A 25122-nucleotide genomic window follows, 5' to 3' on the forward strand; every position below is an offset into this window, starting at 1 on the left:
GGTCAGCCGAAGAGCGTCTCGCCGACCCAGCCGTCCTGCGACGCTCCCGGCGGCACGGCGAAGATCGCCGATCCGACGTGCTTGACGTACTCGTTCATCCGATCGTTCCGCGAGAGCGCCTGCTGGATCGGCACGTACTGCTTGCGCGGGTCGCGGTTGAACGCGATGAAGAACAGCCCGGCGTTCAGACGGCCGAGGTCGTCGTTGCCGTCGACGAAGTTGTACCCGCGGCGCAGCAGCGTGGCCCCGTCGTTGTTCTGCGGATGAGCGAGGGCCACGTGCGAGTCGGGGGCGATGGCCGGGCCACCGCCGGTCGAGGCCACGGCGGCGAAGTCGGGCGCGGTGAACTCGGTGCCGCCCGAGAGTGGGGCCCCCTCGCCCTTGTCGCGGCCGACGACGGTCTGCTGTTCGCCGAGCGAGGCGTGGTCCCACGTCTCGACCGTCATGCGGATCTTGCGCGCGACGAGGTACGACCCACCGCTCATCCAGCCCGCACCGTCCGACGCCGCCGCCCAGACCCCGTCGTCGACCGCGGCGACGTCCTCGGCCCGCACGTTGGCCGTGCCGTCCTTGAATCCGAACAAGTTGCGCGGTGTCGTCTGACCTCGGGTCGTCGACGAGGTGCGGCCGAAGCCCAATTGGGACCACCGCAAGGAGGCGCGACCGAAGGCGATCCGCGAGAGGTTACGGATCGCGTGCACCGCGACCTGCGGGTCGTCGCTGCAGGCCTGCACGCAGAGGTCGCCGCCGCTCGCGGCCGCCACGAGCTGGTCGCCCGAGAAGTGCGGTAGGTCCACGAGGGCCGGAGGTCGCGTCGAGGCGAGTCCGAAGCGGTCGGTGCCGTCGCTCGCGGTGAAGAGGGTCGGCCCGAAGCCGATCGTGACGGTGAGCCCGGCCGCGGGCAGGCCGGTGGCCTCACCGGTGTCGTCGGGTGGGGCCAGCAGCTCGCCGCCCGTGGCACCGGTGGGACTCACGTCGAGCCCGGCGGTCAGGCGTGAGGCCGCGTAGCTCCAGTCCTTCAGCAGGTCGACGAGCTCGGCGCGAGTGACCGCGTCCGCGACGTCGAACGACGCGAAGTGCAGACGGTCCTGGGCCGCGGTGACGATGCCCGACTGGTGGCGAGCGAAGAACGGGTAGGCCGCGGCGGCCCCGGACGACCCGGAGGCGCGTGCCTGCGACGCGCGGTCGGTACCGATCCCGACGCCGACCCCCAGCACCCCTGCACCGACACCCGTGCCGACCAGGCCCAGAAGGCCGCGACGCGAGAGGCCGCCTCCGTCGGCCACCGTCAGGCGACCAGAGCCGCGGTCAGCTCGCTGAGCGGCTCGCTGAGGGCGTTCACGGCATCCGACAGCTTCTTCTTGTCGGCGTCGGTCAGCTCGGTGTACGAGGGGTAGCCCGCGTCGAGGCTGCCGTGGCCGGCGAGCAGGGTCTCGACCTTCGTCAGCTGGGTGTCGATCGAGGTGGCCAGCTCGGGGTCCTTCTGGTCGACGACGTCGCGCACGCCGTCGAAGGCGACGCGGGCACCCTCGAGGTTGCCCTGGAAGTCGTAGAGGTCCGTGTGCGACCAGATCTCCTCTTCACCGGTGATCTTGCCGGTGGCGACCTCGTCCATCAGGCCCACCGCGCCGTTGGCGATCGTGTCGATGCCGACGGTGAAGTCGCTCGCGGTGACCTCGTCGTAGAGGTCTTTCGTGTCGCTCGTCAGCAGGTCGGCGTAGTGCCTGCGTTCGTCGGTGGTCAGGGGGACGTAGACCGCGCCTCCGTTCTGGGCCGCCTCGGGCTGCCAGAGGTCCTTCTCGATGCGGTGCCAGCCGGTCCACTCGGTGCCGGGTTCGACGTCGGCCTCGCGGAAATCGATCTTCGGGTCGAGATCACCGAACGACTCGGCCACCGGCTCGATGCGCTCGTAGTGCGCTCGGGCCGCCGGGTAGAGCGCTCGCGCCTTCTCGTCGTCGCCGGCCGTGTAGGCGGCGAGGAACTCGTCGGTGGCCGTCACGAGCTGCCCGGTCTGATCCTTGACGTAGGCCACGTAGGCGGTGGCCGCGGCGTCGATCTGCTCCTTCTCGCTGCCCGTCGCCTCGACGGCGGTGCCCGAGTCGGTCACCGTGAAGGAGGCGCGCACGCCCTCGCCGACGAGCCCGGGCACGCAGGCGGTGTAGTAGTCGCCGGCCGGCACCGAGACGGTCATCGAGCCCGACGTGCCGGGGCCGATGTTCTCCTTCTCGCTGACGATGCGCAGGCCGTCCTCGGCGAGCAGCTCGAACTCGCTGTTGTCGCTGCCGGTGTTCGTCATGGTGAACGTGATCGGACCGCTGGGCACCGAGGTCGTCGACACCGTGCACGAATCGTCCGAGCCGTCCACGGTCACCGTGGTGGCCGCGGACCCACCGGCGGGGGCGTTGGCGACGCACCCGGTGAGGGCGAGGGCGAGGACGGCGACGCCCGAGGCGACGGCGAGGGGGTGGACGGTGCGGACGATCATCTTGGTGCTCCTACGGTGCGGGGGGACGACGTGGTCGAGGGGGCGGACGTGCCGGGGGTCGCGGACGCGTCGGTCCCGTCAGGGGTGCCGGGGCGACGGCGGCGAGTCGCCCGGACGAAGAGCGGGACGACGACGGCGAGGTACGCGACCCACACGACGACCTGCAGCCAGCTCGGCGTCGGTGTGAAGTTGACGAGTCCCTGCAGCAGGGTGCCGTACCAGCTGGTCGGCGGCACGGCCGCACTCACGTCGAAGGCCAGGGAGGCGCGGCCCGGCAGGACGGACGCCTCCTGCAGGTCACCCACCCCGTAGGCGAGGACGCCTGCCGCCACGACGACGAGGAAATACCCGGTCACCCGGAAGAACCGGGCGATGTCGAGGCGGACGACGCCCCGGAAGATCGCGATCTGGATCACGACCGCCGTCACGATGCCGAGGACGGCACCGATCAGAGGCGTGGCTCCGCCGCCGGTCGACTGCACGGTGGCCCAGACGAAGAGGGCGGTCTCGATTCCCTCTCGTCCGACCGAGAGGAAGGCCAGGGCGACGACCGCCCAGGCCCCACCGGCGAGGGCGCGTTCGAGGCCCGACTCGAGCTCGCCCCGCAGACCGCGGGCGGTGCGGGCCATCCAGAAGACCATCCAGGTGACGAATGCCACCGCGACGATCGACAAGCCGCCACCGATGATCTCTTGTGCCTGGAAGGACAGGCCGTAGGCGCCGAACGTCAGGACGGCACCGATGCCGAGCGAGAGCACGACGGCCACCCCCACGCCCGACCAGAGTCGGGGGAGGACGTCGCGTCGTCCGACCTTGACCACGTAGGCGACGAGGATGCCGACCACGAGAGCGGCCTCGAGGCCTTCTCGGAGTCCTATGAGGTAGTTCGCGAGCACGGTGACGGCTTTCTCGGAAGGGGGGAGCGGAGCTCGTCATCGAGCAGGGAGGAGCACAGGTGCGGGAGTGTGGCCGGTGCGGAGGGGAGTACCGAACGGCCCGGTATGGTTAGGCTAACCTCACTTAGGGCACCCTGAGTCAGACCGACAGTAGTGCGACGCGGCATATCCTGTCCAGTGATGAACTTCTCCGCCTCGCCGACGTCCGCGTCGCCCTCGACCGTCGGCGACCCGCGGCTCGAGCGCGTGCTCTTCGTCCACGCCCACCCCGACGACGAGACCATCACGACGGGTGGCACGATCGCCGCTCTGGTCGAGATGGGCGCCGCCGTCACCGTCGTGACCTGCACCCGCGGGGAACTGGGCGAGGTGATCCCGGACGACCTCGCGCCCCTCCGAGACGATCAGACCGCCCTGGCCGTGCACCGCGAGGGCGAGATCGCCTCGGCCATGGACGACCTCGGCGTCGGTGACCACCGGTTCCTCGGGTCGTCCGGTGCCCGGACCCCGGGCCTCCCCGAGCGGGCCTACCGTGACAGCGGCATGGTCTGGCGTTCCGACGGGGTGGCCGGGCCGACACCCGACCTGCACCCCGCGGCGTTCTGCGCCGCCGAGTTCGGCGAGGTCGTCAGCGATCTGTCGGCCGTCGTCCAGTCCGTGCGACCCACCGCGATCGTCAGCTACGACGAGGACGGCGGCTACCACCACCCCGACCACGTCCGGGCCAACCGGGTCGCCGTGCGCGCCGCGCGACTCGTCGGCGTGCCGTTCTTCGCGATCGTGGCCGGTGCCGAATCGGCCGAGGGTCCGGAAGCCGAGGCCCTCGCCGCCGACGAGACGGTCCTCACGATGGACACGCGACACGTCGCACCGCGGAAGATCGCCGCGCTCCGCGACCACCGCAGCCAGGTAGAGGTCGTCGACCTCCCGGGCGGCCGGGCCGGCATCCGCTTCCCCCACGGGGTCGTCGAACCCGTGACGGTCCGCGAGTCCTTCCGCTTCGTCCCCGATCCGGCGGCCGACGAGGGTGGGTCCGAGATGGCCCAGCTGACGACGGGCGGTCGCGTCGCCGCGCTCGTGCTGGCGCTCGCGGCCGGGGCCGTCTTCGGCACCATCGGTACCGTGATGCACCAGTCGACGGTCACCGTCGCCGACTCGCCCGTCTGGTCCGGGCTCGTGCTCGCCCTGCTGATGTGCCTCGCCCTCCTGGCGGGCCTGCGCTCGGTCTTCGGCTCGCGGGCCATGGCCGGAGCCGCCTCCCTCGGGCTGGTCGGGGCGCTCGTCGTCCTGTGGCAGGCGAGTCCCGGGGGATCGGTCCTGTTGCCCGCCAACACGCCCGCCTACGTCTGGCTCGTGGGGGTGGCCGTGATCGTCACCCTGGTACTCGGGTGGCCGCGGCTGCGGGGCCTTCCGGGCAGGGACGCGACGCCGCCCGGCGACGCGACCCGTGCCTCCTCGGTCGGGGCGCAGCCGGCAGGCGATAAGCTGGACGCCCTGCCCGACGCGAAGGGAACCCCCCAGACGTGACGTACGTGATCGCACTTCCCTGTGTCGATGTCAAAGACCGTGCCTGCATCGACGAGTGCCCCGTCGACTGCATCTACGAGGGCGAACGCTCGCTCTACATCCACCCCGACGAATGCGTCGACTGCGGTGCGTGCGAGCCCGTCTGCCCGGTCGAGGCCATCTACTACGAGGACGACCTGCCCGACAAGTGGGCCGAGTACTACAAGGCGAACGTCGAGTTCTTCGACGAGATCGGCTCGCCCGGCGGTGCGGCGAAGGTCGGAGTCATCGCCAAGGACCACCCCGTGATCTCGGCGCTGCCCCCTCAGGGCGCCGGCGCCTAGGCCGAGCCCCGTGGCACTCGACCTGCCCGAGTTCCCCTGGGACGCGCTCGTACCGTACGCGGTCACCGCGCGCCGTCATCCGGGCGGCATCGTCGATCTCAGCGTCGGCTCGCCGGTCGACCCGACGCCCGACGTCGTGCGAGAGGCGCTGGCCGTCGCGACCGACGCCCACTCGTACCCCCAGGTGGCTGGCACCCCGGCCCTGAGGTCGGCGATCGCCGAGTGGTACGCGCGGCGACGGGGCGTCACCGGGCTCGGCGACGACAACGTGCTGCCGACCATCGGGTCGAAAGAGCTCATCGCCGGAATGGCGCTGTGGCTCGGCGTCGGTCCGGGCGACACGGTCGTGTACCCGACGAACGCCTACCCGACCTACGCGCTCGGTGCCGCCCTCGTGGGCGCGACGGCCCTGGCCTCCGACGATCCCGCCGAGTGGCCCGCGTCGACCAAACTCGTCTGGCTGAACAGCCCGGGCAACCCCGACGGTGCGGTCCTCGGCCTCGAGGCCCTGCGTGCCGCCGTCGCCCGCGCACGCGAACTCGGCGCCGTGATCGCCGGCGACGAGTGCTATGCCGAGCTCGGCTGGACGGGCGAGTGGGCCGACAGACCGACGCCGTGCATCCTCGACCCGCGAGTCGTCGGCGACGACCTCCGCGACGTCGTCTCGGTCTACTCGCTCAGCAAACAGTCGAACCTCGCCGGCTACCGCGCGGGATTCGTGGCGGGCTGCGACCACGTCCTCGGGCAGCTGCTCGCCGTCCGCAAGCACGCGGGTCTCATGCCTCCGGCCCCGGTGCAGCAGGCCATGGTGGTCACGTTGGCCGACGAGGCACACGTCATCGAGCAGAAGGCGCGCTACGCGGCTCGCCGGGCGCGCCTCCTTCCGGCCCTCGAAGCGGCCGGCTTCCGCATCGACCGGAGCGAGGCCGGGCTGTATCTCTGGGCCACGCGCGACGAAGACGCGTGGGCCACCGTGGGCTGGCTCGCGGAGCGCGGCGTCCTGGTCGCCCCCGGGTCGTTCTACGGCCCGACCGGCGGCCGTCACGTGCGTGTCGCGCTCACGACGACGGACGAGCGTATCGAGGCGGCCGTGGGGCGACTCGGCGGCTGACCGCTAGGCTGATCGGGTGACTGACACTGCCAACGACGCCCAGAAGGCCACGCTGCAGTTCCCGGGGGGAACAGCCGAGTTCCCGATCGTCGCGAGCACCGAGGGTGCCTCGTCGATCGACATCTCGACGTTCACCAAGCAGACCGGTTACACGACGCTCGACACGGGATTCGTGAACACCTCCAACGCCCGAAGCACGATCACCTACATCGACGGTGATCAGGGCATCCTGCGCTACCGGGGCTACCCGATCGAACAAGTCGCCGAGAACTCGACCTACCTCGAGACGGCCTGGCTGTTGATCTACGGCGAACTGCCCACCCCCGACCAGCTCGCCGACTTCGACGCGCGCATCCGGCGGCACACGCTGCTGCACGAAGACCTGCGCCGCTTCTTCGACGCCCTGCCGCACAACGCGCACCCGATGTCGGTGCTGTCGAGTGCGGTCGGCGCCCTGTCGACGTTCTACGAAGACAGCATGAGCGTGCACGACCCCGAGCAGGTCGAGCTGCAGACCGTGCGACTGCTGGCGAAGCTGCCGGTCATCGCGGCCTACGCGCACAAGAAGAGCCTGGGCCAGGCCTTCCTCTACCCCGACAACTCGCTCAGCTTCGTCGACAACTTCCTCAAGCTGAACTTCGGCACGATGGCCGAGCCGTACGAGGTGAACCCCGTCCTCTCGAAGGCCCTCGAGCGTCTGCTCATCCTGCACGAGGACCACGAACAGAACGCGTCCACGTCGACCGTCCGCCTCGTCGGCTCGACCCAGGCCAACATGTTCTCGTCGATCTCGGCCGGCATCAGCGCCCTCTACGGGCCGCTGCACGGTGGCGCCAACGAGGCCGTGTTGAAGATGCTCGCCGAGATCCGCGACAGCGGCCAGGGGGTGGAGCGTTTCGTCGAGCGCGTCAAGAACAAAGAAGCCGGCGTCAAGCTGATGGGCTTCGGCCACCGCGTGTACAAGAACTACGACCCGCGCGCCAAGCTGGTCAAAGAGAGCGCCACCGAAGTCCTCGAGTCCCTCGGCGTGAAAGACGACCTCCTCGACATCGCGATGGAACTCGAGGGCATAGCCCTCGCCGACGACTACTTCGTCGAGCGCAAGCTCTACCCGAACGTCGACTTCTACACCGGCGTCATCTACAAGGCGATGGGGTTCCCGCCCCGCATGTTCACCGTGCTCTTCGCGATCGGGCGCCTGCCCGGCTGGATCGCCCACTGGCGTGAGATGAACACCGATCCGACCACCAAGATCGGTCGCCCGCAGCAGTTGTACCTGGGCGCGTCCGAACGCGACTGGCCGCAGCGCTAGACCGTCGGGGTAGTTGGCACGACGCCAGAAGATGGGCACGACGCCAGGTTTCGACCTGGCGTCGTGCCCATCTTCTGGTGTGGTGACTCGACGAGTCCCTCGGTGTTCAGCCGGCGGGCGTGAAGAAGAGCGCCTCGGCTTTTATGCCGACGATGACAGCGGCGACCGTGATCGTCAGCGCGAGGACGACAGCCACGACGGCGCAGGTCCGTTTGGCGCCCCTTTGCTCGGAAGCGATCACCCGGCCTGCCACGATCAGGCCTAAGGGTGGGACCAATGCGCTGAGAATCACACCGATCCCCGAAACGATCGATGTCAGGAGCGGAGAGCGGGCACGGCTCGGGTCTCTGGGCGTCGACGTCATCCAGGATTCGAGTTTTCTCACGTATGCCTTCTCGCTCAGGCGCCGGCAGACCCCAGGAGCTGACCACCGGGGTGGTGGGCCGCTCGTCAAGGCCGCGCTGAGGGTCAGCAGCAGACAATCGAGTAGGAGAAGGACTAGGACCTGTACGGCTCCCGCGTTGGTCCGGACGTGATTCAGAGCGATCTGCCCCGTCACAAGGATGGTCACGATGCCGAAGACCAGACCGACCAAGATGTAGAAGGCCGTGGCCCATCGCTCACGCAGCCGCGCGTGATGTCCGGCAAGACCGGCCGCCGCAGCCGTGGACACCACCCCGAAACCCAACGTCAAGAACGTTCCGAGCGCAAGGCGCCACCAGGGCCTGCCGTCGTCGAACGCGAGGGCTGGAGCGACGCTGAGCGCGGCGACACAGACGGCGATGGCCACCCCCTGGCCCAGCTCTCCGAATGCGGGACGCGTGGCGACAGTCGCGCGGTAGGACAGCTCGGTGCGCGCGGTCTCGTACCGCGCATACGTCTGTCGCAAGTACTCCGCCGACACGACCGGGCCGTATCTGCTCTGGCTGGCCGTGGACGCGTCGGTCGCCACGGCGCACAGGAGTGACCCCACGGCGACGGGCCCGAAGAGATGCAAAGGGTGCGTCCATGCTGAGTCGAGCCCTACACGCAGTGCCCCGAACACTCCGGTCGCGACAGCCGCGAGGCCGGCCAGGAGCGCGAGACTCTCGAGAGCGCGAATGCGAGCGACTTGCTCTGCGAGGATGCCGTCCACGAACGACGTGCCCGGACGGACTGCCACTTGCAGGGCCACGATCACGGTCGCGAGGACGGCCAACGTTGACAAGCAGGTCGTCGACGAGAGCGACAGATCGACGTCCCACAAGTCCGGTGGCTGCATTGACGGAGGCGTGGTCGGACCGGGGCTGATGCGACTGATGAGCCCCGCGTACCACAAGCCGGCGATGGACAGGAGGGACAAAACCACTGCTCCCGCGGCGACACGCACGAATCGACGACGGATGCGCTGTTCCAAGCGGATGACGTCGCGGGCGACGACACCATCGTCGCGAAACGGATCGTTCGCCTCGGACGCCGCCAGCAAGGCAGCCAGGTCCGCTTCCGCCGACATGGGCCGTGCCTAGGCGTGCAGCTGCGAGTTCAGCGTGATTCCGTGGCCCTTGCGGGGCAGCACCTCGACGGCGCCGGTCAACGAGTTGCGTCGGAAGAGCAAACCGGGTTGACCCGAGAGCTCGACGGCCTTCACGGTCTGCGGCGACCCGTCGTTGGTCGGGGTGCCGCCCACGACGACGACCTTCGTGCCGGCCGTCACGTAAAGTCCGGCCTCGACGACGGTGTCGTCGCCGATCGCGATGCCGATGCCGGCATTGGCGCCGAGCAGGGCACGCGCACCGATGGTGACCCGCTGGGTGCCGCCGCCCGACAGCGTGCCCATGATGGAGGCACCGCCGCCGATATCGGACCCGTCGCCGACCACGACACCCTGCGAGATGCGCCCCTCGACCATGGACGAACCGAGCGTGCCCGCGTTGAAGTTGACGAAGCCCTCGTGCATGACCGTGGTGCCCGGTGCCAGGTGCGCGCCGAGGCGCACCCGCGACGCGTCGGCGATGCGGACGCGGTCGGGCGAGACGTAGTCGAGCATGCGCGGGAACTTGTCGATGCCGGTCGCGACGATGCCCGCGCGTCGAAGCGTCGGACGCAGGCGCGCGAAGTCGTCGGGGTGGACGGGCCCGGCGTTGGTCCAGGTGACGATCGGCAGGTGCGCGAAGAGGCCCTCGAGGTTGATCGTGTTCGGCTTCACCAGCAGGTGGCTGAGCAGGTGCAGGCGCAGGTACGCGTCCGGGGTGGACGCAGGAGGCGCGCTCAGGTCGATCTCGACGGTCACCGGGACGAGGTCCACCGCGCGACGCTCGTCGGGGCCGGCCGCGTCGGCCAGCTCGGCCGGGACGATCTCGGGGTCACGGTCGGCCGGCAGGGCGCCGAGTCGGGGGGAGGGGAACCAGGTGTCGAGCGTGGTGCCGTCGTGCGAGACGGTCGCGAGCCCGTACCCGTAGGCGTGGGTCGGGGCGGTGGCGGTGGCGTCGGAAGTCATGGACCAAAGAGTATCGGCAGCCGCCGACGACCCGGCTCGGAGGCGACCCGTGCCCGGGGCCCGTAAACTCGCCCGCATGGCACCGATCGACCTCTCCGTCTCTCCCGTCGACGTCACGAGGCAGCTCTGCGACATCCGTTCCGAGTCGGGCGACGAACGCCTGGTCGCCGACGAGATCTGGGCCACGCTCGAGGGGCGCGATCACCTCGAGTTGTTCCGTGACGGCGATGCGATCGTCGCCCGAACGCAGCTGGGCCGGGCGTCGAGGGTGGTCATCGCAGGGCACATCGACACCGTGCCGATCAACGACAACGTGCCCACGCGGTTCGAGACCGAGGGCGGTATCGACTACCTCTGGGGCCGCGGCACCGTCGACATGAAGGCCGGCTGCGCCGTGCACCTCCGGCTCGCGGTCGAGCTGACCGCCCCGACCGTCGACGTCACGTGGGTCTGGTACGACCACGAAGAGGTGTCCGACGCGCTGAACGGCCTGGGTCGCCTGGCGCGTGTCCGGCCCGATCTGCTCGCCGGCGACTTCGCCGTGCTGGGCGAACCGAGCAACAGCGGGGTCGAGGGCGGCTGCAACGGCAACCTCCGGGCCGAGATCCGCACCTTCGGTGCCCGCTCGCACAGCGCCCGCTCCTGGGTCGGCGACAACGCCATCCACAAGGCGGCGCCGATCCTCGACGTGCTCGCGGCGTACGAGGCGCGAGAGGTCGAAGTCGACGGTCTCGTCTACCGCGAGGGCCTGAACGCCGTCGGCATCACGGGGGGCGTGGCCGGCAACGTGATCCCGGACGAGTGCATGGTGCACGTCAACTACCGCTTCGCTCCGAGCCGCAGTGCCGACGAGGCCGTGGCGCACGTGCGTGAGCTCTTCCAGGACTTCGACGTCACGATCGTGGACCTCGCGCCGGGGGCCCGGCCCGGTCTGGACGCGCCGCTGGCGCAGCACTTCCTGCGCGCGGTCGGCGGCGAGGCCAAGCCGAAGTACGGCTGGACGGACGTGGCGCGCTTCTCGGCGCTCGGGGTCCCCGCCGTCAACTACGGTCCCGGCGACCCGATGCTGGCCCATCACGACGACGAGCGGGTGCCCGTGCAGCAGATCCTCGACAACGAGCGCGGACTGCGGGCGTGGCTGACGGCCTGACCGTCGACGAGGCGGGGCGCGCCTCCTCGTCCCTGCTCTCGCACCGTGACCTCCGACGCCCGATCCCGCCGTCGAGGTGGTTCCTGCTGCGCTATCGGATGACGCCGTGGTGGGTCAGGGTGCTCGGCGTCTTCGTGCTGTCGCGTGTCGCGAGCACGATCGCGTTGCTGACCTTCGCGGGCGCCCAACAGGCCAACGCGTGGACCCTCGCGAGCCCCGACTACGGCAGCTTCGCCACCATCTGGGACGGCCACTGGTACTACATCATCTCCGTGGTGGGGTATCCGAGCGAGCTACCGGTCACGGGAGACGGTCACGTGGGCGAGAACGCCTGGGCGTTCATGCCCGCCTATCCGTTCGTCGTCCGGGGGCTGATGACCCTCACAGGGCTTCCGTTCGCGACTCTGGCCGTGGCCGTGTCGGTCGTCTGCGCGGCGGGGACGGCCTTGGTGTTCTACCGACTCATGCGACACTCGCTGCCCGAATCGACCTCGTTGTTCGCGGTCGTGTTGTTCTGCGTCGCGCCCCTGTCGCCGCTGCTGCAGGTGGCGTACGCCGAGTCGATGTTCCTGTTGCTGCTCGGCGCGAGCCTCTTGATGCTGGTCCGTCGGCAGTACCTGGCGATGCTGCCGGTCGTGCTCGTTCTGTCGTTCACGCGGCCCGGTGCCCTTCCGCTCGCCCTGGCCATCGGTCTCCACGGGCTGCTGCGGTGGTGGCACCGGCGGGACGACCCCTTTCCGGTGCGCGAACGGGTCCGCGTGGTGGTGTCGGCGGCGGCCACGGCCGTCTTCGGCGTCGCGTGGCTCGTCGTCGCCGGTGCGGTGACGGGTGTGCCGGGCGCCTACACCGAGACCGAACTCGCCTGGCGCGCCCCGTACATCGGCTACGGGCCGCTCGTGCCCTTCACCCCATGGGTCGACGGGGCGAACTGGTGGTTTCCGGGTGGTTCGGGCGTCGCCCTGCTCGTCGTCGTCCTGCTCGCCTTCACCGCCCTGATGCTGTCGCCCTGGGCTCGGCGGACCCACGTCGACCTGAGGCTCTGGGTCGTCGCCTACACGCTGTATCTGCTGGCCGTGTTCTTCCCGCAGTCCAGCACCTGGCGGCTCCTGATGCCGCTCTTCCCCGTGCTGGGCGTGCTCGCGGTGCCGCGCTCGACGATCTACCGGGCGGTGCTCGTCGCCGTGTTCCTGGCGGCGCAATGGGTGTGGCTCTACTACTGCTGGTGGGTTAACGGGTATGACTGGACGCCGCCGTGATCGTCGACCGGACGGCGTCGTTTAGGTCGGGGGGAAGAAATCACGGATAATAGGACCAGCATCTTGCGAAAGGGGACTATCTGATGGCAGCCATGAAGCCGAGGACCGGCGACGGGCCTATGGAAGCTGTTAAGGAGGGCCGTCTCATCATCGTGCGTGTTCCGCTCGAAGGTGGGGGACGCCTCGTGGTGTCGGTCAACGACGACGAAGCCAAAGAGTTGCACGACGCCCTCGCCGGCGTCGTGAGCGCCTAGTCGGCCACCTCCTCAACAACCACGAACGCCCGCCCGTCGCACCTGCGACGGGCGGGCGTTCGTGCACGCCACCCCGCTGCGGCCACGCGGGGTCGCTCAGCGTTTGACGAGCGAGAGCAGGCCGTCGCCCGCGGTCGAGAGCGAGCTGATCACGGCCGGTGAGGTCGAGACCTCGGTGAGCAGGGTGCGGAACCCTGTGGTGGTGCTGTCGCGGACCGCCGGGTTCGCCACCCGCCCGTGCCAGAGCGCGTGCGCGACGAGCACGAGCCCGCCGGGACGCGCGAGTCTCAGGCCGTGCTCGACGTACTCGATGACCGAGCCGGGGTCGGCGTCCACGAAGACGATGTCGTACGAGTTCTCGTTCATGCGGGGCAGCACGTCGATGGCGCGGCCGGCGATCAGGCGGAAGCGACCGGCCGGGATACCCGCCCGGAGGTACGCGTCACGGGCGGCCTGCTGGTGCTCGATCTCGCGGTCGATGGTCGTCAGGACGGCACCGGGGGCGCCCGAGAGCAGCCACAGCCCACTGACCCCCAGGCCCGTGCCGACCTCGATGATCGACGACGCGTTCGAGGCGGCGGCCACGACGGCGAGCTGAGCGCCGACCGCAGGCGACACGGCTTCGACACCCACCTCGAGCGAGTGCTGTCGAGCTTCGGCGATGACGTCGCTCTCGGCGGCGAGTTCTTCCGCGAACTTCCAACTTGACTCTATCTGCGACACACCCACTCCTCGAAAGGCCAACTCTAGGGGGTTCCCCGAGTCGTCACCGGTTAGTCTGCATGCGTGTCCATGTTCGGTCTGACGTTCGACAAGCTGCTCATCATCGGTGTGCTCGCGGTCTTCCTGCTCGGTCCCGAACGTCTTCCCGGCTACGCCTCCAAGCTGGCGCAACTGGTCAGGACCGTCCGCGACATGGCCAACGGGGCGAAGACCCGCATGCGGGACGAGATGGGCCCCGAGTTCGACGACGTCGAGTGGCAGAAGCTCGACCCTCGGCAGTACGACCCGCGGCGCATCATCCGCGACGCGTTGCTCGACGGCCCGGACGCGGCTCCCAAGCCGTCGGCGCCGAGCATGGCGACGGCGGGTGCCGCCGCCGCTGCCGTGTCCGCGGGATTGCCCGGCGGCCGCTCGACGACCGAGGTCGTGCCGCTCGCGGCGGGCGAGGTGCCGCCCTACGACTCCGAGGCGACCTGACGCGACTGGTGCGCCGCGCCTCCTGGGCCCTCGTGCCCCGAGGGGTGCCGATCGACGAATCGACGGGTCAGACGCCGCCGTGCAGAGCCGCGACACGCGAGGCCTCGGCCCGGAGGGCGTCGACGACCCGTCGAACCGAGGGGCGCTCGGCCCGGTCGCGGCGCAGCAGGGCGGACACCCACCGCACGGCCCGGATGCTCTCGAGGGGCACGAGCACCATGTCGTCGCGGGCGTCCTTGGCGGTGAAGCGTGGCAGGACGGCGATGCCGAGACCGGCTCCGACGAGGGACTCCGTCACCTTGGTGTCGCTGAAGCGCTGGGCCACGCGCACGGGGCTGCCGGTCACGCGCTCGATCTCGCGGTAGACCCATTCGAACGGGAAGTCGTGGGGGACGCCGATCCAGTTCTCGCCCTCGAGGTCGCCGGGCGCGAGCGAGGCGCGGCCGGCCAGACGGTGGTCGGCGGGAAGGGCGATGTCGAGGGGTTCGGTCAACAGCGGGACGGTGACGAGTCCGCGGCCGGGCCAGGGCTTGTCGTCGGACGAGTGTGCGACGACGACGTCGTGATCGGCAGCCAGTTCGGGGAACTCCCGGATCGACGGGTCGTGGTCGCTGGCGACGACCACCAGGCCCGGGGTCTCGGCCACCGTGCGCAGCAGCCCCGGCAGCAGCATCTGCCCGCCCGTGGGGAAGGTGGCCAGCGTGACCTCACCCTGAGGAGTCGCGACGAAGTCGTCCCAGACCGCCTGGGCGCGTTCGAGGGCCACGGCGACGTCGGTGGCCGTCTGGGCCAGCACGCGCCCGGAGCCGGTGAGCACGATGCCGCGTCCCACCCGCTCGGTCAGCGCGACGCCGGCCTCGCGCTCGAGCACCTTGAGTTGCTGCGAGACGGCGCTCGGGGTGCGGTGGGTGGCCCGCGCGACGGCGGCCACGCTGCCCCGTTCGGCGAGTTCGCGAAGCAGTTCGAGACGCTTGACATCCATGTAGCAAAACTACCCTGTTTCGGTAGGAACGTGAGATTGATCTACCGCTTCCCACGGCGCATGATTGAGAAGTCCCCGGAGCGCGCCGTAGCGCTCCCGAGCTCCGGTCGACCTGGTCCCGGGCTCGGTGGCGAATCCATCCCACCACGCAGAACCGCGCGTCCAATCGCGCCAGAAAAGAGTCCCCCATGCTCACCGGAATCATCGTCCTCGCCATCGCCGCAGTCGTCGGAATCGCCGGCTCGCTCGTCTCGGTCGCCCGTGACGGCTTCCGCGCCATCCCGACCAAGACCTACAACCGCTGGTCGTAGTCGTCTTCGCGGTGGTCGGTCCGTCTCCCTCCTGAGCGCACCGACACCGCGTGTGCCGCCCCTGTGCTGGGGTGCGGCACGAGCGCGTCGCCGCCCTCGGGCGAGACGCCGTGACGAAAGGGCACCTCGCCACGCGAGGTGCCCTTTCTGCACGTCCGGAGGTCTCGACCCCGTCAGGTGACGCTGAGGCCGAGTTTCCGGCCGGCGAGACCCCGGGCACGCACCGCCAGTCGGCCTGCCAGTTCGTCGATGGCCGTGGCCGCGGGATCGTCGGGAGCAGCGAGCACGACCGGGACGCCGTCATCGCCGCCCTGTCGCAGGCCCAGGCTGAGCGGCACGCTGGCGAGCAGCGGGACCTCGGCCTCTTGGCCGGCCGACAAGCGACGCGCCGTCTCGGAGCCACCGCCCGAGCCGAACAGCTCGAGCACGCTGCCGTCGGCTTGGGGAAGGCCCGCCATGTTCTCGACCACGCCGAGGAGGCGCTGACCCGTCTGACGCGCGACGAGCCCACTGCGCTCGGCGACGTCGGCGGCGGCCGGCTGGGGCGTCGTGACGACGAGCACCTCGGCGTGGGGCAGCAACTGTCCCACCGAGATGGCGACGTCTCCCGTGCCGGGGGGTAGGTCGAGCAGCAACACGTCGAGGTCGCCGAAGTACACGTCGGTGAGGAACTGCTGGATCGTCCTGTGCAGCATGGGTCCGCGCCAGGCCACGGCCGTCGAGGCGTCGTCGACGAACATGCCGATCGAGATGACCTTCACGCCGTGTGCGACGGGCGGCAGGATCATGTCGTCGACGCGGGTCGGTTTGACGGACGCTCCGTCGGGGCCGACCAGGCCGAGCAACCCGGGGATGCTGAAGCCGTAGACATCGGCGTCGACGATGCCGACCGCCAGGCCCCGGGCAGCGAGGGCGACGGCGAGATTGGCGGTCACGGTGGATTTGCCGACTCCACCCTTGCCACTCGTGACGGCGTAGACCCGGGTCAGGGTCTCGGGCCCGAACTGCATGCCCCGCGCGGCCCGACCGGCCCGGAGCTTCTCGGTGAGGGCGTGCCGCTCGTCCTTCGTCATGACGGTCACCTCGACGGTCACCTCGGTGATGCCGGCCACCGAGGCCGTGGCCTCGCGGACGTCGCGTTCGATCGTGTCGGCGGCGGGGCAGCCCACGATGGTGAGCTTGACGGCCACGGTCGCCGCGCCTCCCGGGCCGACGACGACGTCGCCGATCATGTCGAGCTCGGTGACGGGTTTGCGGATCTCGGGGTCGAGCACCCGGCCGAGCGCACGGCGCACGTCGTCCGGCGTCGGCACCGGTGGTCGGGTCGGGGCGGACGGCTCAGCCACGGTGGCCGTCGTGCCGGGCTTCACGCCGTGACGGAGACGAGGAGGCGCGGGTCGTCTCGACCCCGGAGGCCTCGTCGTCGTCGCGCCGGTCGAGTTCGTCGAGCAGCGAGCGCAGCTCGGCCCGGATGAAGTCCTTGCTGGCCATGTCACGGATCGCGATGCGGAGGGCGACGACCTCGCGGGCCAGGTACTCGGTGTCGGCCAGGTTGCGCTCGGCGCGCTGACGATCTTGTTCGAACTGCACGCGATCGCGGTCGTCCTGTCGGTTCTGCGCGAGCAGGATCAAGGGCGCGGCGTACGAGGCCTGAAGCGACAGGATCAGTGTCAGTGCCGTGAAGCCGATGGCGGCGCTGTCGAAGCGGATGGCCTCGGGCGCGGCCGTGTTGTAGATCATCCAGACGACGCAGAACAGGGTCAAAGCGATCAGGAAGTACGGCGTGCCCATGCCCCGCGCGATGGACTCGGTGGCCCGCCCGAAGCGGTCACTGCTGACCCGTTTGCGACCGGGCAGCACCCTGGTGCGCAGGCCCTTCGGGGCGTCGAGGCGGACGTCGTTGCGGTTATCGCGTGCCATCGTCGCTCCTCGTGCTCTGGCCGATCGACGGGCGACGGGTGCGGCCACGTGGTCGGGTGGGGGTCAGGGGCTGATCGGGGTCTTGACTGCGCCAGTCGTCGGGCAAAACGTGGTCGAGCACGTCGTCGATGGTGACGACTCCGACCAGGCGGTGTGCCGAATCGACGACGGGCACCGAGACGAGGTTGTACGTCGCCATGACACGCGTGACCTCGAGGGCCGTGGCGTCGACGCGCACCGGCTCGGTGGTCTGGTCGAGGATGGTTCCCAGGCGCTCGTTCGGCGGGTATCGGAGCATGCGCTGGAAGTGCACCATCCCCAGGAACCGCCCGGTGGGCGGCTCGTAGGGCGGGAGGACGACGCAGACGGCGGCACCGAGCGCCGGGGCCAACTCGTGGCGCCGGATCAGCGCGAGACCCTCGGCGACGGTCGCGTCGGCCGAGACGATGACGGGTTCGGTGGTCATGAGGCCACCGGCGGTGTCGGAGTCGTAGCTGAGCAGCATGCGCACGTCGTCGGCCTCGTCGGGCTCCATCAGCGTGAGCAGTTGCTCGGTGCGCTCGTCGGGCAGCTGCGCGATGAGGTCGGCCGCGTCGTCGGGCTGCATCTGGTCGAGGACGCTCGCCGCGCGGTGGTCGTCGAGACCGGTGAAGATCTCGACCTGCTCGGCCTCGGGCAGCTCTTCGAGCACGTCGGCGAGGCGGTCGTCGGACAGTTCGCCGGCGACCTCGAGCCGTCGCTCGGGCGTCAGGTCGAGGAGGGTGTTCGCGAGGTCGGCGGGTACGAGGTCGGAGTACGCGGCGATCAGGTGCTCGGCGCTCTGCGCCTCGCCCGGCCCGGCTTCTTCGACGACGTCGTCCCACGCCGCGAACGCGGTGGGCGCCTTGACGAAGGGGGACGGCGACGTCTTGGGCTTGCGAAGGAAGAGCTGGCCGACCTCCCAGTCGCCCTCGCGCACCTCGTCGATCGCGACGTCCTCGATGGTGGCCTGCCCGCCGGCGTGCCGGAACGACACCCGTCGACCGAGCAGATCGGCGATGACCCGGGTCTCGCCTCCCCGCTGCTCGAAACGACGGAGCGTGATGACCCCGTTCGTGATGATCTGGCCCGAACCGATGCTCGTGACGCGGCCGATGCCCACGAAGACCCGGCGCTTGCCGGGGACCTCGACCACGAGTCCCACGACACGGGGGGCGCCCGTCCGCCGGTAGACGACGAGGACGTCACGCACCTTGCCGACCTTGTCCCCTGCGGGGTCGAAGACGGAGCAACCGGCCAGCCGGGCGACGAAGACTCTGGTTGCACTCACGCGTCCAATTTAGTCGCTCGCACCGTCCCCGCCGTCGGGGGCTCGGCAGGCACACCGTGTTTAATGCAGGGATGACGAACCCGGGCCCCGTGGGGCGACGCTCGCCGATGGTGCCCACCCTGCCGCGGGGCGACGTCCTCGGCACCTACGACACGTATCCCGAGGCCCAGCGCGTGGTGGACCGGCTGTCGCAGGCCGAGTTCCCGATCAAGAGGGTGGCCATCATCGGCAACGACCTCAAGACGGTCGAACGCGTCACCGGTCGGCTGAGCTACGGGCGTGCCGCGCTGGCGGGGGCCGTGACCGGACTCTGGCTCGGAGTCTTCTTCGGGCTCGTCATGGTGGTCTTCGCGACCGAGACCGCCACCGCGGCCACCGTGGGAGCAGCCGCCCTGCTCGGTGCGGGATTCGGCATGCTCTACGGGATCGTCAGTTTCGCGATCACGCGTCGCCGCCGCGACTTCACCTCGACCCACCAGGTGCTCGCGTCGAACTACCAGATCGTGGTCGATCCCGAGGTCTCCGGCCGGGCGCACGAGATCCTCGCCCGTCCCGAGGGCCCACGCCGCTGACGTACCCTGGTGTCGACATGGCACCCCGCGACCCCTCCACGACGGCCACCCGCGCCGAGCGTTTCGCGCGGGGGTGGGTGATCGCCGTGGCATCGACCCTGGTCGCTGCCTCCTCGCACGTGGCCGGTGGCGGAATGCAGCCGGGCGTGCTGGGCGTGGTGCTCGCACTCGCCGTGGCGGTGCCCGTCTCGATCGCCCTGGCCGGGGTCCATCTCTCGACGGTGCGGCTGGCCATCGCGGTCACGGTCAGCCAGGTGGCGTTCCACCTGCTCTTCTTCCTCGGCGCCTCGGACGGTGGCGGCGCCTCCGCCTCGGGTGGGCACCACTCCGCGCTCGTGATCTCGACGATCGCCGACGGGGCGGCGTCCGGTGGTGTCGGCCCGGTCATGGTCATGGGCGGCCCCGCCATGTGGCTGGCGCACGCCCTCGCAGCCCTCGTCACGGTCGTCGCCCTGCGGAGGGGTGAGGGCGTCGCGTGGGCACTCCTCCGACTGGCCGTCCGCGGTCTGAGCGTCGCGCGCCTCCTGACGGCCGGGTACCGACCCGAGGCGCCCGTCCTCCGTCGCCCGCCGATGTCGGTCGGGGTCCGTCCGCTTCCGCCCGGTCGACGACATCTCACGGCCCGGCCCCGTCGCGGCCCTCCCTGCCCTGCCTGACCCCACACGCCGGCGACCCTCGTCGTCGACGTACCCGACGTGCACGTCCACCGTGCCCTCGGGGCCCATCGTCATGCACCGCAGACCGATCGCCTTCGCGATCGAGAGGACCAGATCCATGAACCGCAGCACCACCCCCGCATCCGTCGCGACCCGCCGAGGACGGCCGTCCGCCGTCGTCGCCCGTTCGGCCGCCGCCCTCGGCGCCGCCGCCCTGCTCGCGGTGGCCGCGCCCCTCGCGGCCTCGGCCCACGTGCACGTCGAGCCCGGTCAGGCCGAGGCCGGCTCGTACGCCACCCTGACCTTCAAGGTGCCGAACGAGTCGGCGACGGCGGGCACCGTCGGGCTCGTCGTCGACCTGCCCACCGACACGCCCTTCACCTCGGTCTCGTACCAGCCCCTTCCGGGGTGGACGACCGAGGTGACCACCAGCACGTTGCCCGAGCCCGTCGAGCTCGACGGCACGACGATCACCGAGGCGCCGACCCAGGTGACCTGGACGGCCGAGGGCGACTCGCAGATCGCACCGGGCCAGTTCCAGCAGTTCGTCATCTCGGCCGGTGCCGTCCCCGACACCGGGTCCATCGCCCTGCCGACCCACCAGCGTTATTCGGATGGATCGGTCGTCGACTGGGCCGACGCCACGCCGGCCTCGGGAGAAGAGCCGGAGCACCCCGCACCGACCCTCTACGTCAACGACGCCCCTCCGGCCGACGAGCACGCCGGTCACACGACGGGCGAGGACGCCACGACCGCGGGCGTCAGCGCCTCCGGCGACTCGGCGTCGGGCTCGGGTGACGGCGCGGTCGGGCCGCTCTCCGTCGGCCTCGGCATCGGGGGCCTCGCCCTGGGTGCCCTGGCACTCGTGGTCTCGGTCGTGGCGCTGACCCGTCGGCCCCGTGCCACGGCGTCCGGTGCCTCGGGCCGCGATGGGGTGGACGCGTGACCGCCGCCCTGCTGCGGACACCGCGCCTCCTCGGGGTCCTCGCGATCGCGGGCCTCGGCGCCGCGACCGGGGCCCTCGCCCTCGCCCCGGCAGGACCAGCGTCGGCGCACGACTACGTCGTGAGCAGCACGCCGGCCGCCGGCTCGACCGTCGACTCGCCTCCGACGGCGGCGTCGATCACCTTCAACGACGTCATCCTCGATCTCTCGGGCACCGGCAGTTCGAACGTGCTCGAGGTGACGGACGCCGCCGGCCTGCACTACGAGGACGGTTGCTCGACCACCTCGGGGCCGACCCTCACGGCGGGCGTCGCACTCGGCGCACCCGGTGACTACACGATGACCTACCAGGCGGTGTCCGCCGACGGCCACACCGTGTCGGACGCCGTCCCGTTCACCTACGCCCCCGCGGCCGGCGCCGCCGAGGGGGTCGGCTCGCCGACCCGTCCGAGCTGCGACAGCGCAGGAGGCGCGGGTGGCGACTCCGGCGCCACCACCGGCGACGAGACCGACGCGGCCTCGGCCTCGTCCGAACCCCAGGTGACGACCATGGCGACCCCGAGTGACGACGTCGCGGCACCGACGGCCACGGAGCCCGGGTCGGGTTCGGTGAACACGGGCCTCGTCATCGGGATCGCCGTCGCGATCGTCGTCCTCGCCGTGGCCGGGGTCGCCGTGGCGATCGTCACGGGCCGGCGACGCGACGCGACGGCCGCCGAGCCCGAGGGCGAGGGACGGTCGGCCCCGCACGAGGACGAGCCGTCCGACGGGCGGTGACCGCGCCCCGCTGAGCGGGACGTGGACCGACGAAGGGCCCCGGGTGCATCGCGCCCGGGGCCCTTCGCCGACGGACCTCAGTCGCGCGAGATCCAGGTCTCGACGTCGGCGACCGTGCGGGGGATGCCCACCGAGAGGTTCTCGGCACCGTCGGCGGTCACGAGGATGTCGTCCTCGATGCGGACGCCGATGCCGCGGAACTCCTCGGGCACGGTGAGGTCGTCGGGCTGGAAGTACAGGCCGGGCTCGATGGTGAACACCATGCCGGGCTCGAGCACCCCGTCGAGGTAGAGGTCACGACGCGCGGCGGCGCAGTCGTGCACGTCGATGCCGAGGTGATGGCTCGTGCCGTGCACCATGTAGCGACGGTGGTACTGGTGGTCGGGCTTCAGCGACTCGTCGGCCGAGACCGGCAGGAAGCCCCACTCGGCCGTGCGTTCGGCGATGACCCTCATGGCCGTCGCGTGGATCTCGCGGAACGCGATGCCCGGGCGCACGATCGCGAACGCCGCGTCGGCCGCGTCGAGCACGGCCTCGTAGACGAGGCGCTGCACATCGGTGAACCGGCCCGAGACGGGCAGCGTGCGGGTGATGTCGGCCGTGTAGAGGCTGTCGAGCTCGATTCCGGCGTCGATCAGGATCAGGTCGCCGTCGCGCACGACACCGTCGTTGCGCGTCCAGTGAAGGACGCAGGCGTGGTCGCCCGACGCGGCGATCGTGTCGTAGCCGACCGTGTTCCCGTCGGCGCGGGCGCGACGGTTGAAGGTGCCCTCGACGAGCCGCTCGCCGCGGGGGTGGGCGACGATGTCGTCGAAGTCGGCGATCACGTCGGTGAAGCCCCGGCCGGTGACCGTGACGGCCTGTCGCATCTGGGCGACCTCGTAGGCGTCCTTCACGAGCCGCAGCTCGCTCAGATCACGAGCGAGGTCGGCGGAGGTCGCCCGGGCAGGGGAGGTGTCGTCTGCGTCCGTGGCGGCCGAGGCGGGGCTCTGTTCGGCCGCGGCCTCGACCACGGCGTCGAGACGGCGGGTGAGGTCGGGGTCGGCTTCACGGACGACGAGGGTCTCGGCGTCGACCGTGCTGACCACGGCCTCGAAGTCGGCCAGGTCCCGCGTCGGGAGCCCCAGGTCGGCGGCGACCTGCGTCAACGACGGACGGGGCCCGATCCAGAACTCGCCGATCTCGGGGTTGGCATAGAACTCGTCCGAATCGCGTCCGGCGCTCGCGCGCAGGTAGAGGGTGGCGTCGTGACCGTCGGTCGTGGGCTCGAGCACGAGCACCGATCCGGGAACGGTGTCGGAACCCCAGCCCGTCAGGTGGGAGAACGCCGAATGGGCGCGGAAGGGATAGTCGCAGTCGTTCGACCGGACCTTGGCGGAGCCGGCCGGCACGACCAGACGAGTGCCCGGGTGCAGCGCGGACAGCCGCGCGCGGCGGTCGGCGGCGAACGGGGCCTGCTCGCGCGGCTCGGGCAGGACGTCGGGGCGGTCGGCCCATTGCGACGAGATGTAGTCCTTGAACGTGTCCGACCCCGGGGTGGTGGAGCGGTTGGTGGTCGCGCGCGGCGCCTTCTGATCTGCCATGCCCACCATTGTCCCGCCAAACGGGCCGCAGGCCCAGTCGGCGGGGGTCAGGCCCCCGTGCGACTGAGTTGGGCGACGACGGGACGGTGGTCGCTGCCGGCGTCGTCGAGTTCGGTCACGACCCGGAATCCGGTCGGCAACCACTGTTCGGTGGCCATGACGTGGTCGATCGGGGCGCCCAGCAGGGGCGGGACGTCGGTCGGCCAGGTGCCGACCCCGGCATTGGCGGTCGCCTCCGCGGCGTCGCGGCAGGCGCCGAGGGCTCCACCGTCCGAGCCGAGCCCGGCCATGTGGTCGAGCGTGGCGTTGAAGTCGCCCGCCATGATCACGTCGCCCGACCGGCAGATGTCCGCGAGGTAGCCGAGACCGGCCCGCCACTGCCCCATGTGGTCGGGGGTCGGTGAGACGGGGTGGGCGGCGACGATCGTGGGGCCCTCGCCCGAGACGGGCGTCGCGACGACCGTGGGGAGCACGGGCGTCGTCCGGGCGTCGGTCGTGCCGTCGTCGCCGATCGCGACCTGGTAGTCGCCGAGGGCAGCGCTGATCAGGAGGGTCGTCGAGCGGCCACTCGCGATCTGGTCGTAGGCCACCGTGTGCACCCACATGGGCTTGCCGGCGGCACCCATGGCCTCGGCGACGGCGACGCCGACCTCTCGTCGGGTCTCGGGCAGGGCGATGACGTCGGCACCGACTTCGGTCGCGAGAGCGACGACGGCCTCGGCCCCCGTCGCCGCGCCGAGCGTGTTCCACGACAGGACGGTGACGTCGGTGGGGGTCTTCTCGACGAAGTCGGTGCGGCCCAGGCCGCGAGCCGTGACGACGCCGGCCGACAGGACGGCGAACACGAGCAGTAGCACGGCCGCACTGGCCGTCAACGACCGGATCGGTCGTGCGACCAGTCCGAGGACGAGCAGCAGGACCACGAGCACGCCCGCCACGGCGGCGGCGACGAGCCGGAACGACACCACCTGGCCGACCGGGAAGACGCGCTGCAGCCCGATGGCCTGGGGCCAGAGCGCCAGCAGCAGGAGGCCGGCGACGGCGAGGACGAAGACGAGGGCGACGAGACGACGGATCATGGCCCTTGGAGCCTAGGGGAACCCGACCGCACGCCGTGCGACCGCACGGACGGCTCGGATGCCCGCCGCCTACGATGGGGGGATGCCCCAGCGTCTGGTCGATCTGCACACTCACTCGAGCGTGTCCGACGGCACCGAGGCACCCGCCGCCCTCATCGCGTCGGCCGTGCGGGCGGGGCTCGACACGGTCGCCTTGACCGATCACGACAGCACCGCCGGGTGGTCCGAGGCCTCGGCCGCCGTCGCCGGGACGGGGCTCACCCTCGTGCCCGGCATGGAGCTCAGCACCCGACTGGGCTTGAACAGCGTCCACATGCTCGGTTATCTCTTCGACCCCGCGCACCCGGGTCTCGTCGCCGAGACGGCCCGCCTCCGCGAGAGTCGCCTCCACCGGGCCGAGCGCATCGTCGAGCGCATCGCCGCGGACTACGACCTCACCTGGGGCGACGTCCTCGCGCAGGCCAGTTCGGGGGCGACCCTCGGCAGACCCCACATCGCCGACGCCCTCGTCGCGAAGGGGTACGCCCCCGACCGCAGCGCCGCCTTCGCGGGCATCCTGCACTGGCGGTCCGGGTACTACGAGCCACACGAGGCACCGAGCCCCCTCATCGGCGTGAGACTCATCCGCGAGGCGGGGGGAGTCCCCGTCATCGCCCACCCGGCGACGCGGGGCCGTGAGCCCAACGTCTCGAGCGAAGGTTTCGAGGCCCTCGTCGACGCCGGTCTGCTCGGCGTCGAGATCCACCACCGTGAGAACACCACCGCGGGCAAGGCCCGACTGCTCGAGCTCGCCCGGCGACACGACCTGATCGTGACCGGGTCGAGCGACTACCACGGCGACGGCAAACCCAACCGCCTGGGGGAGAACGGCACCGCCCCCGAGCAACTCGACCGGATCGTCGACGCGGCGACCGGGTGGGTGCCCATCCGCGGCTGAGCCGCCCTGCGCCTCTTCGTCCCCGTCGACGGCGGGCCGCACGCGCACGAGACCCCCTCGC

The 25122-nt window shown here is 70.8% G+C and carries 26 protein-coding genes; 14 read left to right on the top strand and 12 right to left on the bottom strand.

Annotation, left to right across the window (positions count from 1 at the left end):
• Positions 1-2 precede the first annotated feature (2 nt).
• The 3 genes from efeB to efeU are packed head-to-tail and all read right to left on the bottom strand — an operon-like array spanning position 3 to position 3381.
• Complete coding sequence (efeB, locus tag HRF36_RS11075) at positions 3-1292, bottom strand: iron uptake transporter deferrochelatase/peroxidase subunit (protein ID WP_173210062.1); 1290 nt, start codon at positions 1290-1292, stop codon at positions 3-5.
• Entirely contained in the window at positions 1289-2485 is a 1197-nt protein-coding gene (gene efeO, locus HRF36_RS11080) for an iron uptake system protein EfeO (protein WP_173209737.1), read from the bottom strand. Before efeO ends, efeB begins: the two co-directional genes overlap by 4 nt.
• The gene (gene efeU, locus HRF36_RS11085) at positions 2482-3381 is read right to left on the bottom strand and encodes an iron uptake transporter permease EfeU (protein ID WP_173209739.1); all 900 of its coding nucleotides are present in this window, start codon (positions 3379-3381) and stop codon (positions 2482-2484) included. Before efeU ends, efeO begins: the two co-directional genes overlap by 4 nt.
• Positions 3382-3561: 180 nt before the next feature.
• Here efeU and HRF36_RS11090 point away from each other — a divergent pair, with 180 nt between their 5' ends.
• From HRF36_RS11090 to HRF36_RS11105, 4 genes are read left to right on the top strand one after another with little or no spacing between them, the layout of a single operon-like run.
• Positions 3562-4908, top strand: coding sequence for a PIG-L family deacetylase (locus HRF36_RS11090; RefSeq protein ID WP_173209741.1), 1347 nt, complete (start codon positions 3562-3564; stop codon positions 4906-4908).
• Positions 4905-5231, top strand: coding sequence for a ferredoxin (gene fdxA, locus HRF36_RS11095; protein WP_043595461.1), 327 nt, complete (start codon positions 4905-4907; stop codon positions 5229-5231). The genes HRF36_RS11090 and fdxA overlap by 4 nt, the downstream gene beginning before the upstream one ends.
• 10 nt (positions 5232-5241) lie before the next feature.
• Positions 5242-6342 (top strand): succinyldiaminopimelate transaminase, encoded by a 1101-nt coding sequence (dapC, locus tag HRF36_RS11100; RefSeq protein WP_173209743.1) that lies wholly within the window; start codon positions 5242-5244, stop codon positions 6340-6342.
• Between the two features lie 16 nt (positions 6343-6358).
• Positions 6359-7654, top strand: coding sequence for a citrate synthase (locus HRF36_RS11105; RefSeq protein ID WP_173209745.1), 1296 nt, complete (start codon positions 6359-6361; stop codon positions 7652-7654).
• Between the two features lie 106 nt (positions 7655-7760).
• Here HRF36_RS11105 and HRF36_RS11110 read toward each other — a convergent pair whose 3' ends face one another.
• Both HRF36_RS11110 and dapD read right to left on the bottom strand, forming a co-directional pair.
• Positions 7761-9146, bottom strand: a complete 1386-nt coding sequence (locus tag HRF36_RS11110) for a hypothetical protein (RefSeq protein WP_173209747.1) — start codon at positions 9144-9146, stop codon at positions 7761-7763.
• A gap of 9 nt (positions 9147-9155) precedes the next feature.
• Positions 9156-10130: a 2,3,4,5-tetrahydropyridine-2,6-dicarboxylate N-succinyltransferase gene (dapD, locus tag HRF36_RS11115; RefSeq protein WP_173209749.1), complete on the bottom strand. Its 975-nt coding sequence runs from the start codon at positions 10128-10130 to the stop codon at positions 9156-9158.
• 76 nt (positions 10131-10206) lie between these two features.
• On the opposite strand from dapD, the gene dapE reads away from it, so the two are divergent.
• The 3 genes from dapE (at position 10207) to HRF36_RS11130 (ending at position 12790) form a co-directional block, all read left to right on the top strand.
• Positions 10207-11280, top strand: a complete 1074-nt coding sequence (dapE, locus tag HRF36_RS11120) for a succinyl-diaminopimelate desuccinylase (protein ID WP_173209751.1) — start codon at positions 10207-10209, stop codon at positions 11278-11280.
• Entirely contained in the window at positions 11265-12536 is a 1272-nt protein-coding gene (locus tag HRF36_RS11125) for a hypothetical protein (RefSeq protein ID WP_371740117.1), read from the top strand. Before dapE ends, HRF36_RS11125 begins: the two co-directional genes overlap by 16 nt.
• Positions 12537-12619: 83 nt before the next feature.
• Complete coding sequence (locus tag HRF36_RS11130; protein ID WP_071256769.1) at positions 12620-12790, top strand: DUF3117 domain-containing protein; 171 nt, start codon at positions 12620-12622, stop codon at positions 12788-12790.
• Positions 12791-12886: 96 nt separating this feature from the next.
• On the opposite strand, the gene HRF36_RS11135 is transcribed toward HRF36_RS11130, so the two are convergent.
• Positions 12887-13513 carry a class I SAM-dependent methyltransferase gene (locus HRF36_RS11135; RefSeq protein WP_173209754.1) on the bottom strand — a complete coding sequence of 209 codons (627 nt, stop codon included), beginning with the start codon at positions 13511-13513 and terminating at the stop codon, positions 12887-12889.
• Positions 13514-13582: 69 nt separating this feature from the next.
• On the opposite strand from HRF36_RS11135, the gene HRF36_RS11140 reads away from it, so the two are divergent.
• Entirely contained in the window at positions 13583-13990 is a 408-nt protein-coding gene (locus HRF36_RS11140; protein WP_173210066.1) for a Sec-independent protein translocase TatB, read from the top strand.
• Between the two features lie 67 nt (positions 13991-14057).
• Here HRF36_RS11140 and HRF36_RS11145 read toward each other — a convergent pair whose 3' ends face one another.
• The gene (locus tag HRF36_RS11145) at positions 14058-14972 is read right to left on the bottom strand and encodes a LysR family transcriptional regulator (protein ID WP_173209756.1); all 915 of its coding nucleotides are present in this window, start codon (positions 14970-14972) and stop codon (positions 14058-14060) included.
• Positions 14973-15160: 188 nt separating this feature from the next.
• On the opposite strand from HRF36_RS11145, the gene HRF36_RS16110 reads away from it, so the two are divergent.
• Positions 15161-15283 carry a hypothetical protein gene (locus HRF36_RS16110; protein WP_255350805.1) on the top strand — a complete coding sequence of 41 codons (123 nt, stop codon included), beginning with the start codon at positions 15161-15163 and terminating at the stop codon, positions 15281-15283.
• A gap of 173 nt (positions 15284-15456) precedes the next feature.
• Here HRF36_RS16110 and HRF36_RS11150 read toward each other — a convergent pair whose 3' ends face one another.
• The 3 genes from HRF36_RS11150 to HRF36_RS11160 are packed head-to-tail and all read right to left on the bottom strand — an operon-like array spanning position 15457 to position 18512.
• Entirely contained in the window at positions 15457-16629 is a 1173-nt protein-coding gene (locus HRF36_RS11150; protein ID WP_371740118.1) for an Mrp/NBP35 family ATP-binding protein, read from the bottom strand.
• Entirely contained in the window at positions 16622-17203 is a 582-nt protein-coding gene (locus HRF36_RS11155) for a DUF1003 domain-containing protein (RefSeq protein WP_173209758.1), read from the bottom strand. Before HRF36_RS11155 ends, HRF36_RS11150 begins: the two co-directional genes overlap by 8 nt.
• On the bottom strand, positions 17190-18512 hold the full coding sequence (locus tag HRF36_RS11160) for a magnesium transporter MgtE N-terminal domain-containing protein (RefSeq protein ID WP_173209760.1): 1323 nt from the start codon (positions 18510-18512) through the stop codon (positions 17190-17192). The genes HRF36_RS11155 and HRF36_RS11160 overlap by 14 nt, the downstream gene beginning before the upstream one ends.
• 71 nt (positions 18513-18583) lie before the next feature.
• Between HRF36_RS11160 and HRF36_RS11165 the strand changes: the two genes are divergently transcribed.
• The 4 genes from HRF36_RS11165 to HRF36_RS11180 all read left to right on the top strand — a co-directional run bounded on the left by HRF36_RS11165 (position 18584) and on the right by HRF36_RS11180 (position 21462).
• A complete protein-coding gene (locus tag HRF36_RS11165) occupies positions 18584-19084 on the top strand; it encodes a general stress protein (RefSeq protein WP_173209762.1) in 501 nt (166 codons plus the stop codon).
• 17 nt (positions 19085-19101) lie between these two features.
• Positions 19102-19740, top strand: coding sequence for a hypothetical protein (locus HRF36_RS11170; protein WP_173209764.1), 639 nt, complete (start codon positions 19102-19104; stop codon positions 19738-19740).
• 118 nt (positions 19741-19858) lie between these two features.
• Positions 19859-20686, top strand: a complete 828-nt coding sequence (locus HRF36_RS11175; protein ID WP_173209766.1) for a YcnI family protein — start codon at positions 19859-19861, stop codon at positions 20684-20686.
• Complete coding sequence (locus HRF36_RS11180) at positions 20683-21462, top strand: copper resistance protein CopC (protein ID WP_371740119.1); 780 nt, start codon at positions 20683-20685, stop codon at positions 21460-21462. The genes HRF36_RS11175 and HRF36_RS11180 overlap by 4 nt, the downstream gene beginning before the upstream one ends.
• A 77-nt stretch (positions 21463-21539) precedes the next feature.
• On the opposite strand, the gene HRF36_RS11185 is transcribed toward HRF36_RS11180, so the two are convergent.
• The gene (locus tag HRF36_RS11185) at positions 21540-23045 is read right to left on the bottom strand and encodes an aminopeptidase P family protein (RefSeq protein ID WP_173209768.1); all 1506 of its coding nucleotides are present in this window, start codon (positions 23043-23045) and stop codon (positions 21540-21542) included.
• A 47-nt stretch (positions 23046-23092) separates the two neighbouring features.
• Entirely contained in the window at positions 23093-24124 is a 1032-nt protein-coding gene (locus tag HRF36_RS11190; RefSeq protein ID WP_173209770.1) for an endonuclease/exonuclease/phosphatase family protein, read from the bottom strand.
• Between the two features lie 82 nt (positions 24125-24206).
• Between HRF36_RS11190 and HRF36_RS11195 the strand changes: the two genes are divergently transcribed.
• Positions 24207-25061 carry a PHP domain-containing protein gene (locus HRF36_RS11195; protein ID WP_173209772.1) on the top strand — a complete coding sequence of 285 codons (855 nt, stop codon included), beginning with the start codon at positions 24207-24209 and terminating at the stop codon, positions 25059-25061.
• Positions 25062-25122 lie beyond the last annotated feature (61 nt).

The organism is Frigoribacterium sp. VKM Ac-2836, from assembly GCF_013248995.1.
In the GTDB taxonomy this organism is placed as follows: domain Bacteria; phylum Actinomycetota; class Actinomycetes; order Actinomycetales; family Microbacteriaceae; genus Frigoribacterium.